This is a genomic window from Streptomyces tateyamensis, assembly GCF_003205575.1.
GTDB lineage: Bacteria > Actinomycetota > Actinomycetes > Streptomycetales > Streptomycetaceae > Kitasatospora > Kitasatospora tateyamensis.
The window spans coordinates 61724-79582 of sequence record NZ_PYBW01000012.1; the positions used below are offsets into that span (position 1 = coordinate 61724).

The following is a 17859-nucleotide window of genomic DNA, read 5'->3' on the forward strand; positions in this document are numbered from 1 at the left end:
CGCCGCACCGGCTGGTCCCCGAGCGCGCGGGGCAGCAGGGGGCGGCGACCTGACGGCAAGTCAGCCGCTGGTCAGCACCACCAGCCGCTGGGTCGCCCGGGTCATCGCCACGTAACGGTCCACCGCGCCCTCGATCCCGGAGCCGAAGCGGTCCGGGTCGACCAGGACCACCAGGTCGAACTCCAGCCCCTTCGACAGCTCGGGGGTCAGCGAGCGGACCCGCGCGGAGTCGGCGGCCCGGGCCGGCCCGGGCGCCCCGATCACGCAGGCGACCCCCTCCGCGTGTTCGGCCTGCCAGTCGGCCAGCACCGCGTCCAACTCCGCCACCGCGCCGTGCTGCACCGGGATCCCGTTGCTGCGGATCGAGGTCGGCACGTTCGCGTCCGGCAGCACCGCCCGGATCACCGGCTCGGCCACCGCCATCACCTCGGCCGGTGTGCGGTAGTTGACGGTCAGTCGGGCCACCCGCACCCGGTCCAGGCCGACCCGGGCCAGCCGCTCCGCCCAGGACTCGGCGAAGCCGTGCCGGGCCTGCGCCCGGTCCCCGACGATGGTGAAGCTGCGCGACGGGCAGCGCCGCAGCAGCATCTGCCACTCGGCGTCGGTCAGCTCCTGCGCCTCGTCGACCACGATGTGCGCGAACGGACCGGCCAGCCGGTCGGCGTCGACGCCCGGCAGCGCCTCCTCGTCCACCAGGCTGTCCTGCAGGTCCTGGCCGCGCAGCATGGTGACCGCGCCCTCGCCGTCGTCGTCCGCCTCGAGCAGGTCCTTGATCACCTCGGCCATCCGGGACCGCTCGGCGGCTGCAGCGGTCTGCTGCCGGCGCCGCCGCCGGGCCGCGTCCGGATCGCCGAGCCGCTCGCGGGCGGCGTCCAGCAGCGGCAGGTCGGAGACGGTCCAGGCCTTGGCCTCGGCGCGCTGCAGCAGCCGCACCTGGTCCGGCGTCAGCCAGGGCGCGCTGCGCCGCAGGTAGGCGGGCACCGTCCAGAGGTCCGAGACCAGGTCGGTGGCGTCCAGCAGCGGCCAGGCCCGGTTCAGCGCCTCGACCAGGTCCAGGTCCTGGCCCAGCGAGGTGCGGAACAGTTCCAGCGGGACCTCCTCGTTGCCCAACTGGTGGTGGAGCAGCGCGGCCAGCTCGTCCCAGATCTGGCCCCGTGCCTCGTTGTGCGGGGTGCCGGGCTCGGGTGCGTCGAAGGCGGCGGCCCAGTCGGCCGGGCTCACCCACAGGTCGTCCCAGTGGGTGGCGGCCACCATGCCGTCGGTGGGCGGCTCCTCGTACAGCGCGACGGCCCGCTCGACGGCCTCGGTCACCATCGGGGCCTGGGCCTTCAGCCGAGCCACCTCGGGGTCGGCCTCCACCGGGGCGGTGGCGCCCTCGGCCACCAGGTCCCGCACGGTGCAGGTCTGCACACCCTCCTCGCCGAGGCTGGGGAGCACGTCCGCCACGTAGTTCAGGTACGGCTGGTGCGGGCCGACGAACAGCACCGCGCCGCGCCGGTGGCCGAGCCGCGGGTCGGCGTGCAGCAGGTAGGCCGAGCGGTGCAGCGCGACCACGGTCTTGCCGGTGCCCGGACCGCCGTCCACCACCAGGGCGCCGCGCGAGCCGGCCCGGATCACGGCGTCCTGGTCGGCCTGGAGGGTGGCGAGCACGTCGCGCATCCGGGCCGAGCGGGTGCCGCCCAGGCTGGCGATGAAGGCCGACTGGTCGTCCAGCGCGGCCCGGCCGACCAGCCCCTCCGGGGTGAACACCTCGTCCCAGTAGTCGCTGACCCGCCCCCGGGTCCAGTGGTAGCGGCGGCGGCTGGCCAGGCCCATCGGGTTGGCGTGGGTGGCGGCGAAGAACGGCTCGGCGGCGGGGGAGCGCCAGTCGAGCAGCAGGCGGCGGCCGGTCGGGTCGGTCAGCCCCAGGCGGCCGATGTACACCGGTTCGGCGCCGGCGTCGGCCGGCACGATGTGGCCCAGGCACAGGTCCAGGCCGAACCGGCGCAACGCGCGCAGCCGGGCCGTCAGCCGGTGGATCTCCACGTCCCGGTCCATCGCCTCGCGGCCCAGGCCGCCGGGCGCCCGGCGCAGTGCGGCCAACTGCTCGGAGAGCTCGGCGACCGTCTGGGCCAGGGCGGCCGCGACGGCGGCGAAGTGGTGCTCGTCCCCGGCGGTCAACGCCGGGTCGGCCTTGGCGGCGAGCCGCTCGGGCAGGGCGAAGGCGCTGCTGGGCGGCGGGGCCGCGGCGCTGGTGGCCTGGCGGTTCACGGTACTGGTGGGCTGGGTGGTCATGGGCATCCGCTCCGTTCTGAGGCCGCTTCCGCCGGCACCGGTTCCGGCCTCGGCCAGCGATTGTGCGCCACCACCAGGGCCTTGCCGCAAGGCCCCCCTTGAGCTATAAGTTAGTTATGGCGGAGAGTGCGTATTTCCTCTCCAGGCCGGTCGGGCCGGGGCCGCCTTCCGCCCCGGTAGCGCCGTCGGTTGACCATCCCCGACGGCGACCAGGTTCTTCTCCTTGCCGACCTTGCCAACTCTGCCGGGCGGGCGACTTGACCTGAATCACCCCCAACTCGGCTCGGTGGCCGGCGGGTTGGGCCACAGCCGGCCACCGGGTACCGCTTCTCGGCTGAGAGCAGCCGGATGCCGGGCCCGTCCCGGTGGTGGTGTCCGGGCTGCGCGGTCGTTCGTTGACGCTCGGTCAGCGGTGGCTGGGCGGACGCTTGCGGGTGGCGGCGAGCAGCCCGATGCCGGCGGCGAGCAGGAGCAGGGTGAGGCCGGCACCGGCGAGCAGCCGGGAGCCGTGGGCGCCAGTGTCCGGCAGTGGGACCGGCGAGCCGCTGGTGGAGGGGGAGGGGACCGGCGGGGTGGTCGGCGAGGGAGAAGGGGAGGGCGTGGGGGTGGGGCTCGGTGTGGGTGGAGGCGTAGGCGAAGGCGTGGGGGTCGGTGTCGGCGTGGGGGTAGGAGTCGGGGTAGGTGTCGGCGTGGGCGTCGGGGTGCTCTGCCGGCAGTTCACCGCCACCTCCCCCAGTCGCGTGGCTGCCACCTTCCCCTGGTACACCTGCTGCCCGGCAAGGTTGTTGAACGTCCTCGAGACCTCGACCTCCAACCACGCCTCCGCGGTGAACTGCCGGTTCTGCGCGGCCGGGTCCTGGTGCTGGGTGACGGTCACGGTCAGCGTGCTGGGGCCGATGGTCGGCACCCCGAGGTCGGCGCCGGTGACGGCCAGCTGGGCGGTCCCCAGCCCGACCGCCTGGCCGAACACCGTGATCTGCCCCCGTTGGTCCGGTTGTAGGCCAGCGCGTACGGGCCGACCGGCGGCGGCACACACTCCGCGTAGGAGTCCAGCGAGGCGACCGTGCCCGCCTGCACCGGGCCGAAGCTGACCAGCGCCTTGGACTTGAACCTCACCTCGAGCCCCGTCAGCTGGGCCTGCGCGTAGTACTTCGCCGGGTCGGTGGCGGTCCGAGTGGTCCGGGTGGCGATGGTGATCCGGGACAGCATGTCGTCCGGGTCGCTGGAGAAGTCCGCATTCTCCGTACCAGGCACAGTGGTCGAGACGGCAGACGCATAGCTGCCGGCGTAGGCCGTCAGGCCGATCGCCGGGACGTCCTGGGTGGTCAGCTGCACCAGCGTCGCGCTGGCCAGCGACCCGGGCGGCACCACCGCCGCGCTGTGCTGGCCGGGGAGCAGCAACCCGGTGGTGACGGCCGCGCCGGCGGCGGTGAGCAGGGCGGTCGCGGTGCGCACCCGGGGAGCGCGATTGGTGAGGGCCACTCACCACTCTTAACAGCGGCCCTACCTGCCCTCGGCGACGAATCGCCCGCATTGGGCTGTTCGGACGATGGTCAGACCGCTCGGACACGCGGGCCGGATCCTCCGGACGGCCCAGCGCCGCTGGCTGACGCGGTGACACCTGACCACAGTGGCCTTGGAGCCGGGCAGATCCGGCAGGTCCGGCAGGAACAGGGGACGGCAGATGGCGCAGGACGGTCAGCAGAAGGCGGCCCACCCGCAGGTCGTGGCAGGGAACGAGGCGGTGCTCGGGCGCTACGCGTTCGAGGACACCCGCGACTTCGAGGACGCGGCCCGCGGATTCCTCGGCTCCTCGGACGGGGTGATCACCGGCGAGCAGGGCCGGACCGTGTGGGACCTGGACGCCTACGCCTTCCTCGACCAGGACTGCCCCGAGACGGTCAACCCGAGCCTGTGGCGGCAGGGCCGACTGGTCGCCCGGCACGGGTTGTTCGAGGTGACCGAGGGCATCTACCAGGTCCGCGGCTTCGACCTGTCCAACATGACCGTGGTGGAGGGCGACCGCGGGGTGCTGGTGATCGATCCGCTGATCTCCGCCGAGACCGCGGCGGCCGCCCTCGCGCTCTACCGGGCCCACCGGGGCGAGCGGCCGGTCACCGGTGTGCTCTACACGCACAGCCACGCGGACCACTTCGGCGGGGTCAAGGGCGTGATCAGCGACGAGGAGGTGGCCGCGGGCGTGCCGGTGATCGCGCCGCAGGGCTTCCTGGCACACGCGGTGAGCGAGAACGTCTACGCGGGGACCGCGATGGCCCGCCGGGCCGCCTACATGTACGGGGCCGCGCTGCCCAAGGGCGAGCGGGGCCAGGTCGGCGCCGGGCTCGGCCAGACCACCTCCACCGGCTCGGTGGGCCTGATCCCGCCCACCGTCACCATCACCCGCACCGGCCAGACCGAGACCGTGGACGGCATCCGCCTGGTCTTCCAGCTGACCCCCGGCACCGAGGCGCCCGCCGAGCTCAACATCCACTTCCCGGACCGGGCCGCGCTGTGCATGGCCGAGAACGCCACCCACAACCTGCACAACCTGCTGACGCTGCGCGGTGCCGAGGTGCGCGACCCGCGGGTGTGGGCCCGCTACCTGACCCAGGCGCTGGAGCTCTTCCTGGCCGGGACGGACGTCGCCTTCGCCTCGCACCACTGGCCGGTCTGGGGCCGCGAGAGGGTCCGGGAGTTCCTCTCCGAGCAGCGGGACACCTACGCCTACCTGCACGACCAGACGCTGCGGCTGCTCAACGAGGGCCTGACCGGCGCGGAGATCGCCGAGCAACTGCAGCTGCCGCCCGCGCTGGAGCGGGCCTGGCACACCCACGGCTACTACGGCTCGGTCAGCCACAACGCCAAGGCGGTCTACCAGCGGTACCTGGGCTGGTTCGACGGCAACCCCGCCCACCTGTGGGAGCACCCGCCGGTGGCGGCCGCCGAGCGGTACGTGGAGTACATGGGCGGGGCGGAGCGGGTGCTGAAGCGGGCCCAGGAAGCGCTCGCCGAAGGGGACTTCCGCTGGGTGGCGCAGGTGGTCAACCACGTGCTCTTCGCCGACCCCGACAACGCCGAGGCGCGCGCCCTGCAGGCCGACGCGCTGGAACAGCTCGGGTACGGCAGCGAGAACGGCACCTGGCGCAACTTCTTCCTGACGGGCGCGCTGGAGCTGCGGCACGGGCCGGTGGGCACGCCGACCCGGGCCCTCGCCCCGGACCTGCTCGCCGCGCTCACCCTGGACCAGCTGTTCGACGCGCTGGCGATCCGGGTGGACGGCCCGCGCAGCTGGGACAAGGACATCACCGTGCGCTGGCAGGTCACCGGAGGCAAGCGGATCACCATGCGGCTGCACAACGGGGTGCTGGTCCACAGCACCGGCACCGGCGCCCTGGACGGCGAGCCGGACGTCGAGCTCACCCTGACCGAGGCCGACCTGCGGGCAACCCTGCTGGGCCTGCTGCCGCCCGCCGAGCTCGCCCAGCGGGCCACCGTGACAGGGGACCTGGCGAAGCTGGCGGAGCTGATGGGGTGCCTGTCCGAGCCGGACCCGGACTTCGCCATCGTCACGCCCTGAGACGCCGTCCCGTTCTGACCCCCTGGCTCGTTCCGACCCCCTGCCTCGTTCCGACCCCCTGCCCCGTTCCGACCCCCTGCCCCGTTCTGACACCCTGTCCTGTTCTGTCACCGCGTCCCGACCTGACGCGGGCGCAGCCCGGCGGGCGGCCGGCGCACCGGAGTGGTTGACCGGTCCGGGGCGCTCTGCCAGGGTGATCGGGTTCTGACGGCCAGTGGGCAAGGAGTCGATGATGGCGAACCCCTTCGAGGACGAGAACGGGGTCTACCTCGTGCTGGTGAACGAGGAGGGGCAGCACTCGCTCTGGCCGGAGTTCATCGAGGTCCCGGCCGGCTGGCGGACCGTCCACGGTCCGGGCGGGCGGGCCCAGTGCCTGGAGTACGTCGAGGCCCACTGGACCGACATGCGGCCGAACAGCCTGGTGGCGGCGATGGCCGAGGCCGAGGGCTGAGACATCGGTGGCGGGCGCCGCGGTGACTCTCGTCACACCCCGGCGCCCGTCCGTCACTGGCTGGACCCCGGGGTCCCCACGCAGTTCGCGACCGCGCTGTGCATCGTGTCCTGACCGTGCGTCATCGTCTCTCCTCCGCCGCTGTACTCGCGGACCGGCCCGGTAGGGGCCGGTCCGCGTCCTCGGCGTCACCCCCGTGGACGCCGTGATGACCTCCATCCTGGGCGCCGCCGCCCCGGGAGACCATGGCGTTCGTCTGGCGTTTGAGCACCAGGTCGGCTGGTGTTCGGGGGCACCCGCCCCGTAAGGTCCATGACCAGTGGGCGTCGGCGGGCTGCGAGGACCGGGCCGCCGCTCGGTATCACGATGTCGGCTGTCCGAGGGGCGAGAGTGGCGGTATTCGGCGCGCTGCTGCGGGAGTTCCGGCGCAAAGCCGGCTGGACCCAGGAGGAGCTGGCGGAGCGCTCCGGCCTCTCCACGCACGCGATCAGTGTGCTGGAGACGGGCCGTCGCCAGCCCCGGCTCTCCTCGGTCGCCCTGCTGGCCAAGGCACTGGGAGTGGACGAGGCGGAGCGCGAGCAGCTGCTGGCCGCCGCCCAGGAGCAGGCCGGCGGGTCCGAGCCGCCACCGCCCGGCGCCACCGACCGCCCGGTGCCCCGGCTGCTGCCCTACGCGGTGGCCGAGTTCACCGGCCGCGCCGAGGAGGTCGGCCGGCTGCTGGAGCTGGCCGCCGGCGGCGAGCAGGGCGCCTCGACCGTGGTGATCTCCGCGATCGACGGCATGGCCGGGGTCGGCAAGACCGCGCTGGCCGTCAAGGTCGGCCACACGCTGGCCGACCGTTTCCCCGACGGCCAGATCTTCCTCGACCTGCACGGTTTCACTCCCGGCCAGACCCCGCTGGAGCCCGGCACCGCGGTGGCCCGCCTGTTGCGCGCCCTCGGCGTCGAGGAGGCCCGGCTGCCGGAGCGGACCGAGGAGCGCCTCGACCTGTGGCGCACCGAGGCGGCCCGGCGCCGGCTGCTGCTGGTGCTGGACAACGCGCTGGATGACGAGCAGGTGCGCCCGCTGATCCCGGGTCACCCCGGCTCGCTGGTGCTGATCACCTCGCGCCGCCGGCTGCCCGCCCTGGCCGGCGCCGTCAGCATGTCGCTGGACGTGCTGCCGCACCAGGACGCGCAGGCCCTGTTCACCCAGGTGGTCGGTGCCGCCCGGGTGGCCGGGCAGGAGGAGGTGGTCGCCGAGATCGTCGAGCTGTGCGGCCGGCTGCCGCTGGCGGTGCGGATCGCGGCCGCCCGGCTGGCGCACCGCAGCACCTGGACGCCCGAGCACCTGCTGGCCCGGCTGCGCGACCAGCACCAGCGGTTAGCGGAACTCGCCGACGAGGATGACGTCGGCGTGGCCGCCGCCTTCGCCGTCTCCTACGAGGCACTGACGCCCGAGCAGCAGCGCGCCTTCCGGCTGGCCGGCCTGCACCCCGGCGAGGACTTCTGCGCCCGCGCGGTCGGTGCGCTCACCGGCATCGCCGCCGTCCGGGCCGAGGAGCTCCTGGAGGACCTGCTCGACCACCACCTGCTGATCGAGCACGCCCCCGGCCGCTACACCTTCCACGACCTGCTGCGCCGGCACGCCCAGTCGGTGGCTGAGGCCGCGGAGGCGCCGGCGGTGCGCGAGGCGGCGGTCGACGCGCTGCTCGACCACTACCGGCACACCGCGGTCACCGCCGTCACCACCCTCTACCCGCAGGACCCGCGCTGGCTGCCGGACCTGAGCGGGTCGGCGAGCCCGCGGGTGCGCGCGGTCGAGCAGGAGGCGGGCGCGACGGCATGGCTGCTGGCCGAACGGGCCAACCTGATCGCCTGCGCCCGCTGTCCGCAGGCCGGGCGGCGCCCCGGGTACGTCAGCGACCTGTCCTGCGTGCTCTACAACTACTTCGACCACCACGGCTTCTACGCCGACGGGCTGGTCCTGCACGCCGAGGCGCTGGCGGTGGCCGAGCGCCGGCAGGACCGGTCCGGCCAGGCCAAGGCCCTGATCTGCGTGGCCGGTGCGTACTGGCGGCTCGGCCCGTACCAGAAGGTGTTCGACCTGGGCGAGCGCGCCCTGGTGCTGACCCGCGAGCTGGGCGACCGGGTGAGCGAGGCGCGCTGCCTGATCACCCTGGCCATCACCTACCAGCGGCTGGGCCAGTACCAGCAGGCCGCCGACCTCGCGTTGGAGGGGCTGGCACTGGCCGAGCAGACCGGCGACCGGATCGGCCGGGCGGGCACGCTGACCGTCCTCGCGCTCACCTACGACCGGCTGGGCCGCTACGAGCTGGCCCGCAGCTACCACCAGCAGGCGCTGGAGGCCGCCCGGGAGACCGGCATGCGGGTGGTGGAGGCCCGCTCGCTCTGCAACCTGGGGCTGGCCGAGTTCCGGGCCGGCCGGTTCGAGGAGGCGGGCGAGTACCTGGGCCAGGCCGTGCTGCTGGCCCGGGAGATCGGCGACCCGAACGTGGAGGCGATCAGCCTGACCAACCTCGGCGCGGTGCACGAGCGGCTGGGCCGCTACGAGCAGGCGCTGGAGCAGCACCAGGCCAGCCTTGACATCTTCACCGCACTGGAGGACGTGGTCTGGCAGGCCCGGATCACCAACCTGCTCTGCCAGGTGCACACCGTGCTCGGCCGCTACCAGGAGGCCGCCGAGCGGCAGGCCTGGGCGCTGTCGGTGGCCCGGGAGTACGGCGACGGCGCGCTGGAGGTCGAGGCGCTGCTCGCGCTGGGCGCGAACGCGCTGGCGGCCGGCGACCCGGAGCACGCGCTGGCCCACCACCGGGAGGCCCTCACGCTGGGCACCGACCAGGCCGACCCGCTGGTCCAGGCCCGGGCGCACGACGGCCTGGGCGACGCACACCACGCGCTGGGGCAGGCGGCGCCGGCCGTCGAGCACTGGCGCGAGGCGCACGCCGGGTTCGCCCGGCTGGGCGCCCCGGAGGCGGCCAAGCCGGCCGCGAAGCTGGCCGAGGCGGGCATGCCGGTGGCTGAGGCCGAGGCAGTCGGGGGACGGGTCGGCTGAGGCCGGGGCAGTTGGGGACCGGGTCGGCTGAGGGCAGGTCAGCCGAGGGCGGGTCGGCTCAGGGCAAGTCAGCCGAGGGCGGCTCGGCTCTGGGCGGCTCGGCCGGGGACGGGTCAGCCGAGCAGGACATCACCGACTGACGCGCCGTCAGCGGGCCGCTGGCGGCAGGTAGCGTCCGGTGGCCCTTCCGACATACAGGTCCGGGGCGTCCTGCCCCCGGCCGCCGGTCAGGTGAGGCCGGGTCAGGCGCGGCAGCGCAGCATCTCCAGCGGCGGGTGGGCCAGCAGGTCGGCCCAGAACTCCTCGCCGTACTCGCGGATCCCCGCCTCGGAGATCCGCAGCGGCACCCACTCCAGCTCGGTGAACCCGGCCGCGCGCCGCGAGGCCTCGTAGACCTCGCGGCGCGAAGCCAGTTGATGGACCGCCAGCCGCTGGCCCCGAGGAGCGCGAGCGATACCGTCAGCCGGCCCGGGTGGCGGTGCGGCGCAGCAGGTAGGCGCCCGAGGCGGTGGCGAGCACGGCCATGCCGGCGGCGAAGACCAGGCCCGCGTGGGCCAGGCCGAGGGGCGCGGTGAGCACGCCGACGCCGATGACCGGGATCGAGATGCCGAAGTAGGCGACCACGAAGAGCGCGGAGAGCACCCCGCCGCGCTGGTCGGCGGGTGCGGCGGCGGCCACCTCGCCCACCGCGCCGCGCAGGCCCATGCCCTGGCCCGCGCCGCCCACCACGGCGGCCAGCAGGAGCGGGGGCAGCGTGGTCCAGGCCAGCGAGGCGGACAGCAGGGCCAGGCCGAGGATCAGCACCAGGCAGCCCAGCGGGACGGCCCGGGCGGTGCCGAGCCGGGGCACCAGCAGCTGCCCGAGGGTGGAGGCGAGGAAGGCCGTGCAGACGATCAGGCCGACCACCGCGTGGTTGTGCACGCCCAGGTCCTGGCCCAGGAAGGCGGGGGTGACCGAGGTGAAGACGCCCAGCAGCGAGAACCCGGCGAAGGTGGCGATCCCGGCCGGCAGGAAGACGCCGCGGACCTCGGGCGGCAGGCTCGGCCGGCGCGGGCGGGCCCGGAGCAGCGGCTGGGCGTCGGGCACCGTCTCCGGCAGGGACCAGACCAGGGCGAAGGAGGCGGCCAGCAGCACCAGGTGCACCACGAAGGGCAGCACCAGCGGCCCGGGCGCGTACTGGGCCAGCACGCCGGCGAGCAGCGTCCCGCAGCCCAGGCCGCCCATGTTGGCGGCGGTGGCGACGAAGCCGGCCCGGGCCCGGTTGTCCGGCGCGGCCAGCTCCAGCACGTAGGCGGTCGCCGTACCGGTGAACAGGCCCGCCGACAGCCCGGACAGCAGTCGGCCCAGGAAGAGCAGCGGGAGGCCCTGCTCGGCGAGGAAGCACCCGGCGCTGACCGCGGCGGCCGCCAGCCCGCAGAGCAGTACCGGGCGGCGGCCCACCGCGTCGGAGACGTTGCCGACCAGCAGCAGCACCCCGATCACCCCGAAGGCGTAGACGGCGAACACCACCGTCACCATCAGCTCGGAGAAGCCGATCTGCTCCTGGTACAGGCCGTACAGCGGGGTCGGCAGCGTGGTGCCCACCATGCAGACGGCGAAGGCGGCGGCCGCCGCGAGGTAGGCGTGGCGGCCGGCGGCGGCCCGCTGAGTCCCCAGGTCGGTCACTTGTTCACCGTAGGCAGACCGGCCGGCCCGGGCGGGGACCACACGCCGAGCCACTGCTCGCTGCCGTAGTCCTCGAAGCGCTCGACCTCGGTGAAGCCCAGCTTGGCCGCCACCCGCAGCGAGGCGGCGTGGGCAGTCTGGGTGGAGAGCACCAGCGGCTCGCCGGGCAGCGTGGCGGTGAACCAGGCGACGGCCGCCGCGCCCGCCTCGGTGGCGTAGCCGCGGCCCCATGCGTGCGGCAGGAACAGGTAGCCGAGTTCGCGCTCGCCGCCCTCCGGACGGATGTGCCCGAGGCGCTGCGGGTCCCGCCGGTCGAAGGTGACCATGCCGATCGTCGCGCCGTCGAGCTCGACCACGAAGAAGCCGGGGCGCTGCCCGGGTATCGCGGGCACCACGCGCTCCAGCTCCTCCCGCGGGCGGGCCCCACCGACGTAGGCGCCGACCTCCGGAGAGGCGGCCAGCTCGATGACCACGGCGCGGTCCCGGGCCTCGGCGGCGCGCAGCACGAGCCGTTCGGTCGTGATCGGGGCGGGTGGCCAGGTGTCAGGTCCGAGATCAGTCATGATCGCGAACCTATCGTACGCATGCCGAACGACGGCCTGGATCGAGCAACTCTCAGGTACCTTGGCCGATCGCCTGCCAGGGGGTGGCGGGCACCTGCTCGGCGGCCTGACGCTCGGTCAGCGCGATGGTGACCGGCTCGTCCGGGGCCCGGAGCTGGGCCTGGGCGCGGCGCAGCTCGCCGTTCTGGTCCGCCCGGCACGGCCGACCGTCGTCCACCATCAGAAACCGACGCCGAGCCGATCCGGTGGATGACGTACCGTCTGCTGGTGCGCTCGTCGGATGAATTGATCCGATTGGGTGAGCCGCCCGCCCCGGGTCCCGCCCCGCCGCCCCGGCACCGGGTCACAATCGCTGCCATGCCCCGCACCCCCCTCCCGATGGTCGTCAAGGACGAGGCCGAGACGCCGGCCGCCGTCCAGCCAGCCGGGGAGCGGTACTCCGCGCTGCTCGGCCAGGCCGAGGCACTGCTCGCGCTGGACCGCCACCCGGAGGCGGCCAGCACCGCGCTGGAGGCGGTGCAACTGGACCCCGGTCGCCCCGAGGCCTGGGTGGTGGCGGGGAAGGTCTACTACCAGCAGGAGCGCTGGGCCGAGGCCGCGCCCTTCTTCCAGGCCGCCACCTGCGCGAACCGCCGCCCGGCTGTCGGCGCCACCCGCGAGACCGACCACCACTGGCTGCCCTGGGACCTGCTCGCGGTCTGCCTGGGCAACAGCGGCCGTCACGAGGAGGCCCTGCGCGCCGGCCTGACCGCGCTGCGCGGCAACCCGGAGCCGGAACGGGTCCGGCGCAACCTGGCCTGGTTCGTGGAGGGGCTGGGCTGAGCCGGGCCTCCTGCCGGCTCTTGAGGGGGAGCGCCGCCGCCGGCATCCCGGGCGCCTCGCGTCCGGCAGGAGCCGCACCGCCCACCGGCGGGCGGCGCTCAGGGCGGGTCTGAGCAATGATCACCTGACGGGGTGCCACCTGATCGGGGGCGTGTCCCATGCTCACAGATGATCAGATCGTTTGACCCGTTCCCACGGCGCGCGGCGGTCGGGGCCACGGCTCGCGTGACCTCCTGACAGGGAACTGGCGCGCCGTTAGTGTGGCAGCCATGATCGATCTTGCTGCGGTCCGCGCGGACACGCCCGCTGCCCAGCGCGGCGTCTTCCTTGACAGTGCCGGCTCCTCGCTGGCCCCCGAGCCGGTGTTGGCCGAGCAGTTCGCCCACCTGCGGCGTGAGGCCGAGATCGGTGGGTACCAGGCGGCCGACGAGCGGGCGGGGGACTTCGAGGCCGGTTACCAGGTGTTCGCCGAGTTGCTGGGGTGCCGGGCCGAGGAGGTGGCGTTCACCGAGAGTGCCACCCGGTCCTGGGTCACCGCGTTCCAGGCGGTGCCGCTGGGCAAGGGGGACCGGGTGCTGGTCGGCGAGGTCGAGTACGCCAGCAACGCGATCCCGCTGCTGATGCGGGCCGAGGCGGTGGGCGCGAGCGTCGAGGTGGTGCCCTCCGACGAGCAGGGGAGCTTCTCGGCCGCCGCGCTGGAGGAGATGCTGGACGAGCGGGTCAAGCTGGTCTCGGTGGTGCACGTGCCGACCAACGGCGGGGTGGTGGCCGAGGTGCGGCGGATCAGCGAGGCCGCGCACCGGGTCGGTGCGCTGGTGCTGCTGGACGCCTGCCAGGCGATCGGGCAGCTCGACCTGGACACCGACGCACTGGACGTGGACCTCGTCACCGCCACCGGGCGCAAATGGCTGCGGGCCCCGCGCGGCACCGGTGTACTGGTGGTCCGGGACCGGGCCGCCGAGCGGCTGCGCCCGCCGGTGGCCGACCTGCGCGGCGCCGAGTGGACGGCGCCGCACAGCTACCGGCTGCGCGACGACGCCCGGGTGCACGAGCTCTGGGAGCACGGCGCGGCGGCCCGGCTCGGGCTGATCCGGGCCGCCCGCTACCTGCTGGAGCTGGGCCCGGCGGAGGTCGAACAGGCCGTCACCGCCCGCGCGGCCCACCTGCGGGCGGGGCTCGCCGAGCTGCCCGGGGTCACGGTGCGCGACCTCGGCGGGCGCAAGAGCGGCATCGTCACCTTCACCGTCGACGGCCTGCCCGCCGCCCAGGTCCGCGACCTGCTCGCCGCCCAGGGGATCACGGTCTCGGTGAGCCACCGCCCGTCCGCCCTGCTCGACATGACCAACCGCAGCCTGGACACCGTGGTCCGTGCCTCCCCGCACTACTTCGTGACCGAGGAGCAGCTGGACGCGACGGTGGCGGCGGTGGCAGCCCTGCGCAGGGCGGCGTGAACGAGACCGGGTGACGGCCAGGCAGTGCCGGTGACCACTCCTGACGGCGCGTCGGTTCGCCGCTCCTGAGGACGCGTCAGTTCGCCAGTACCGTGACCACCGTGCTGTGCCACCCCGCCGCGCCCGCCGGGAAGGGCGGGGTGCGGGCCTCGGGCTGGACGGCGCCGGTGCCGTCGGTGGCGCGGACCTCCAGGTGGTGGGTGCCCGGAGTGGCGCCGGCCCAGGTGTAGGTCCACTGGCGCCACAGGTCGGGGCCCGCGTCGGCCGCCAGGCGGGCCGGCTGCCAGGGGCCGCCGTCCACCCGCAGCTCGACGGCGGCGATGCCGCGGTGGGTGGCCCAGGCGGTGCCGGCCACCGTCACGCTGCCGGCCGGGACCCGGGCGAACGGGGCGGGCACCTCGATCCGGGAGGCGGTCTTCACGGCGCCGGTGCGGTCCCAGCCCCGGCGCACCCAGTACGGGTCGTAGGCGGCGAAGGTGGTCACCTCCAGGTCGACCAGCCACTTGGTGGCGGAGGTGTACCCGTAGAACCCGGGCACCAGCGAACGGCAGGGGAACCCGTGGGCCACCGGGAGCGGCTCGCCGTTCATCGCCACGGCGAGCAGCGCGCTGCGCCCGTCGAGCACGGCGTCCAGCGGGGTGCCGATGGTCATGCCGTCCTTGGAGCGGCCCACCAGCTGGTCGGCGCCGGAGCGGACCCCGGCCTGGCGGAGCAGGTCGGCCAGCGGAGCGCCCAGCCAGCGGGCGGTGCCGACGTAGGGGCCGCCGACCTCGTTGGAGACGCAGGAGAGCGTGTAGTCCAGTTCGGTCAGCGGCCGGCGCAGCAGGTCCTCGAAGGAGAGCAGCAGCGGCCGGTCGACCAGCCCGTGTACCCGCAGCGACCAGTCGCGCGGGTCGATCCGGGGCAGGGTGAGGGCGGTGTCGACCCGGTAGAAGTCCTGGTTGGCGGTCCGGAAGGCGGACAGGCCGGGCAGGTTCTCACCCGCGCCGGCCGGCAGCGGCGGCGCCGGGACGGCGGGCGCCGGCAGCCGGACGGCCCGGCGGGCGGCGCTCACGTCGTATCGCCGGTCGGCGAGCGCCCGGCCGCCCAAGCCGGCCCCGGCCCCGACCAGCAGGGTGGCCCCGGTCGCGGCCAGCACGGTGCGCCGGCTGGGGCCGGGCGGCGGTGGACCGTCGGCGGCGCGGGTCCGCAGGCGAGCCCGGGCCAGTACCAGCAGGGTGCCCGCACCGACCAGCGCCGCCACGACCGACGGCAGCGCGTCGACGGCCGTGGCAGTGCTGCGGGAGAGCGCGGCCCAGGCCCCGAGGCCGCCGAAGGCCAGCATCACCCCGGCCCCGAGCACGGGACGGCGGGCCGCCAGCAGCCCGGCCAGCGCGGCGAGGGCCGCCATGGTCAGGTAGATCCCCAGCAGCAGCACCGTCTTGTCCTCGGTGCCGAAACTGCGGACCGCGTACTCCTTGAGCGGGGTCGGCGTCAGGTCGATCGCGGCGGAGCCGACGGCGGTGACCGGCGCCCCGGTCGGGCCGGTGTAAGCCGCCACCAGCTCGCCGGCTCCCACCGCGGCCGCCGCGGCGGCCAGTCCGGTGAGGGCGTCGGCGAGCAGCCGCGGCGAACGGTGTATCAGGTCGCGCACGGGAATCGCTGTCAGGTCGCGCACGGGAAACCGCCGTCCGGTCGCCGCGAGCCGGTCAGGAGCTCGGCATCAGCACGGTGTCCACGATGTACACCGTGGCGTTGGCCGTCTGCACGTTGCCGCACAGCACCTTGGCATTGCCGTTCACCGTGAAGTCCTGGCCGCTGCCGGCCACGCTCAGGGTGCTGGTCTCCAGGGTCGGGTGGTCGCCGGCCAGCGCGGTCGGCGCCAGGCGCGTCGGAACCACGTGATAGGTCAGGATCTTGGTGAGCTTGTCCTTGTCGGCCAGCACTGCGGTCAGCTGGTCCTTCGGGATCTTGTTGAACGCGTCGTTGCTGGGCGCGAAGACGGTGATGTTCTGCGCCGAGTTCAGGGTGTCCACCAGTCCGGCCTGCTTGACGGCGGTGACCAGGGTGGACAGCTGCGGGTTGTTGGAGGCAGCGGTGGCGACCGGGTCCTTGGCCATCCCGGCGAAGCTGCCGGCCCCGTCCTTGGGGACGGTGGCGCAGGCGGAGCCGAACGGCTGGTCGGCGGCCACCGCCGAGGCGGTCGGCGCGGCGGTGGAGCCGGTGGTGGCGGCGGAGCCGGTGGCAGCGGTGGAGCTCGTGCTGCTGCTTCCGCTGCTGCCGCAGGCCGTCAGTGAGAAGGCCAGCGCTCCGGCGGCGAACAGGGCGGCGAAGGAGGTACGGCGGGTGGCGGCGGACATGGTGGAGCTCCTAGCTAAGGGCGTCGTGGCTCAGGAAATGGATGACAGAGCGTCAGCTGCCGGACCGCAGGCAGTGGTTGGGCCACCGCCCCGCAGCATCGGCTCGCATCGGTCATTCGGAGGAACGGCTCGCCCGGATGGGTCCGAATCCGAATTGCGAATTCCTCGCATTCGGCCAATCCGCCCGGCCGTCCGCTCCGAAGACCCGGTGCACGCCCTGCCGCCCGACCCGGAGGTCCCCATGTCCGCCACCCGCCCGCTGTGCCCGCCGGACCAGGAGGCGCTGGTATGAGCGGCGTCGTCCACCTGCCCGGGCCGCAGTTCCGGGGGCCCGACCTCAAGGAACTGGTGTCGGCCACCGCCTTCGGTGACCAGGACGCCTTCGGCCGGCTGTACGACGCGGTGGCCGGCCCGGTGCTCGGCCTGGTCCGCCGGGTGCTGCGCGACCCCGCCCAGTCGGAGGAGGTCGCGCAGGAGGTGATGCTGGAGGTGTGGCGCACCGCGGCGCGCTACCGGCCCGAGCGCGGTGAGGTGATGGCCTGGGTGCTCACCATGGCGCACCGCCGGGCCGTGGACCGGGTGCGGGCCGCCCAGGCGGCCACCGACCGGGAGCAGCGCGTCGCCGCGCAGTCGCACGTTCCCCCGTACGACGAGGTCGCCGAGCAGGTCGAGGGCCGGCTCGAGCGCGAGCAGGTGCGCCGCTGCCTGCGCGGCCTGACCGAGCTGCAGCGCGAGGCGGTGCTGCTCGCGTACTTCCGCGGCTTCTCCTATCGCGAGGTCGCCGACATGCTGCAGACGCCGCTCGGCACCGTCAAGACCCGGATGCGGGACGGACTGATCCGCCTGCGCGACTGCCTGGGGGTGGGATCATGACCGACACCGTCGATACCGCTGCTGCTACTGCCGACCTGCACTTGCTGACCGGCGCCTACGCCACCGACGCGCTGGACGAACCCGAGCGCGGCCGGTTCGAGCGGCACCTGGCCGGGTGCGAGAGCTGCGCCGAGGAGGTCGCCGAGTTCGCCGAGACGCTCTCCCGACTGGGAGCCGCCGAGGCCGTCGCGGTCCCGCCCGAGCTCAAGCGGCGGGTGCTGGCCGAACTGGTGACGGTCCGGCAGCTGGCGCCCGAGGCGCACGAGGACGCCGACAGTCCGGTTCCCACCGACCGGGTGCCCCGCCGCCGGGGACGGGCGGCGCGCCAGTGGCCCAAGCTCGCGCTGGCCGCCTGCCTGGCGCTGGCCGCGGGGCTCGGCGGCCTCGCGGTGCAGCAGCACGACCAGGCCCAGCAGGCCCGGGCCCGGGCCGCGCGCCTGGAGGCCCAGCAGGCCGGGTTCAGCGCGCTGCTGACCGCGCCGGACGCCCGCACCGCCACCGGTACGGTGCGGGGCGGCGCGGTGGGCACCGTCGTCTGGTCCAGCGCCCGCGGCCAGGCCGGCTTCCTGGCCAGCGGCCTGCCCGCGCTGGGCGCCGACCGCACCTACCAGCTGTGGTTCAACGACGCCGGCACCATGCGCCCGGCCGGGCTGCTGCCCGGCAGCGGCGGTTCGCTGCTGCTCCAGGGCCCGCTGGACGGGGCGGTAGGCGTCGGCATGACCGTCGAGCCGGCCGGCGGCTCGGCGCACCCGACCTCCGCGCCGATCATGCTGCTCGCCTTCGCCTGACC

Annotated in this window: 15 protein-coding genes; 7 read left to right on the forward strand and 8 right to left on the reverse strand. The window is 74.5% G+C overall.

Features of this window, described 5'->3' with window-relative positions; genetic code table 11:
• Positions 1-60: 60 nt before the first annotated feature.
• The 3 genes from helR to C7C46_RS34760 all read right to left on the reverse strand — a co-directional run bounded on the left by helR (position 61) and on the right by C7C46_RS34760 (position 3756).
• Positions 61-2274 carry an RNA polymerase recycling motor ATPase HelR gene (helR, locus tag C7C46_RS03725; protein WP_110665634.1) on the reverse strand — a complete coding sequence of 738 codons (2214 nt, stop codon included), beginning with the start codon at positions 2272-2274 and terminating at the stop codon, positions 61-63.
• A 406-nt stretch (positions 2275-2680) separates the two neighbouring features.
• Complete coding sequence (locus C7C46_RS34755; protein ID WP_181442175.1) at positions 2681-3244, reverse strand: LPXTG cell wall anchor domain-containing protein; 564 nt, start codon at positions 3242-3244, stop codon at positions 2681-2683.
• Positions 3154-3756, reverse strand: a complete 603-nt coding sequence (locus C7C46_RS34760; protein WP_181442176.1) for a hypothetical protein — start codon at positions 3754-3756, stop codon at positions 3154-3156. Before C7C46_RS34760 ends, C7C46_RS34755 begins: the two co-directional genes overlap by 91 nt.
• A 202-nt stretch (positions 3757-3958) precedes the next feature.
• Here C7C46_RS34760 and C7C46_RS03735 point away from each other — a divergent pair, with 202 nt between their 5' ends.
• The 3 genes from C7C46_RS03735 to C7C46_RS34765 all read left to right on the forward strand — a co-directional run bounded on the left by C7C46_RS03735 (position 3959) and on the right by C7C46_RS34765 (position 9356).
• Complete coding sequence (locus C7C46_RS03735; protein WP_110665639.1) at positions 3959-5851, forward strand: alkyl/aryl-sulfatase; 1893 nt, start codon at positions 3959-3961, stop codon at positions 5849-5851.
• Between the two features lie 232 nt (positions 5852-6083).
• Positions 6084-6302, forward strand: coding sequence for an MbtH family protein (locus C7C46_RS03740; protein ID WP_110665641.1), 219 nt, complete (start codon positions 6084-6086; stop codon positions 6300-6302).
• Positions 6303-6692: 390 nt separating this feature from the next.
• Entirely contained in the window at positions 6693-9356 is a 2664-nt protein-coding gene (locus tag C7C46_RS34765) for an ATP-binding protein (RefSeq protein ID WP_181442178.1), read from the forward strand.
• A 459-nt stretch (positions 9357-9815) separates the two neighbouring features.
• Here the strand turns inward: C7C46_RS34765 and C7C46_RS03765 are convergent, their stop codons facing one another.
• Genes C7C46_RS03765 through C7C46_RS34770 form a run of 3 tightly spaced genes read right to left on the reverse strand, consistent with a single transcriptional unit; the run spans position 9816 to position 11804 of the window.
• Positions 9816-11021 carry an MFS transporter gene (locus tag C7C46_RS03765; RefSeq protein ID WP_425470014.1) on the reverse strand — a complete coding sequence of 402 codons (1206 nt, stop codon included), beginning with the start codon at positions 11019-11021 and terminating at the stop codon, positions 9816-9818.
• Positions 11018-11584, reverse strand: a complete 567-nt coding sequence (locus C7C46_RS03770; RefSeq protein WP_110665645.1) for a GNAT family N-acetyltransferase — start codon at positions 11582-11584, stop codon at positions 11018-11020. The genes C7C46_RS03765 and C7C46_RS03770 overlap by 4 nt, the downstream gene beginning before the upstream one ends.
• Before the next feature lie 52 nt (positions 11585-11636).
• A complete protein-coding gene (locus tag C7C46_RS34770; protein WP_181442179.1) occupies positions 11637-11804 on the reverse strand; it encodes a hypothetical protein in 168 nt (55 codons plus the stop codon).
• A 137-nt stretch (positions 11805-11941) separates the two neighbouring features.
• On the opposite strand from C7C46_RS34770, the gene C7C46_RS03775 reads away from it, so the two are divergent.
• Positions 11942-12406, forward strand: a complete 465-nt coding sequence (locus tag C7C46_RS03775) for a tetratricopeptide repeat protein (protein WP_110665647.1) — start codon at positions 11942-11944, stop codon at positions 12404-12406.
• Positions 12407-12675: 269 nt separating this feature from the next.
• The gene (locus C7C46_RS03780) at positions 12676-13857 is read left to right on the forward strand and encodes an aminotransferase class V-fold PLP-dependent enzyme (protein WP_110665649.1); all 1182 of its coding nucleotides are present in this window, start codon (positions 12676-12678) and stop codon (positions 13855-13857) included.
• A gap of 76 nt (positions 13858-13933) precedes the next feature.
• Here the strand turns inward: C7C46_RS03780 and C7C46_RS03785 are convergent, their stop codons facing one another.
• Both C7C46_RS03785 and C7C46_RS03790 read right to left on the reverse strand, forming a co-directional pair.
• A complete protein-coding gene (locus C7C46_RS03785; RefSeq protein ID WP_110665708.1) occupies positions 13934-15490 on the reverse strand; it encodes a molybdopterin-dependent oxidoreductase in 1557 nt (518 codons plus the stop codon).
• A 55-nt stretch (positions 15491-15545) separates the two neighbouring features.
• Entirely contained in the window at positions 15546-16196 is a 651-nt protein-coding gene (locus C7C46_RS03790; RefSeq protein ID WP_110665652.1) for a fasciclin domain-containing protein, read from the reverse strand.
• A 288-nt stretch (positions 16197-16484) separates the two neighbouring features.
• Here C7C46_RS03790 and C7C46_RS03795 point away from each other — a divergent pair, with 288 nt between their 5' ends.
• Together C7C46_RS03795 and C7C46_RS03800 are read left to right on the forward strand one after the other, a co-directional pair.
• Entirely contained in the window at positions 16485-17069 is a 585-nt protein-coding gene (locus C7C46_RS03795) for a sigma-70 family RNA polymerase sigma factor (protein ID WP_110665654.1), read from the forward strand.
• Positions 17066-17857 carry an anti-sigma factor gene (locus C7C46_RS03800; protein WP_110665657.1) on the forward strand — a complete coding sequence of 264 codons (792 nt, stop codon included), beginning with the start codon at positions 17066-17068 and terminating at the stop codon, positions 17855-17857. Before C7C46_RS03795 ends, C7C46_RS03800 begins: the two co-directional genes overlap by 4 nt.
• Positions 17858-17859: the final 2 nt, after the last annotated feature.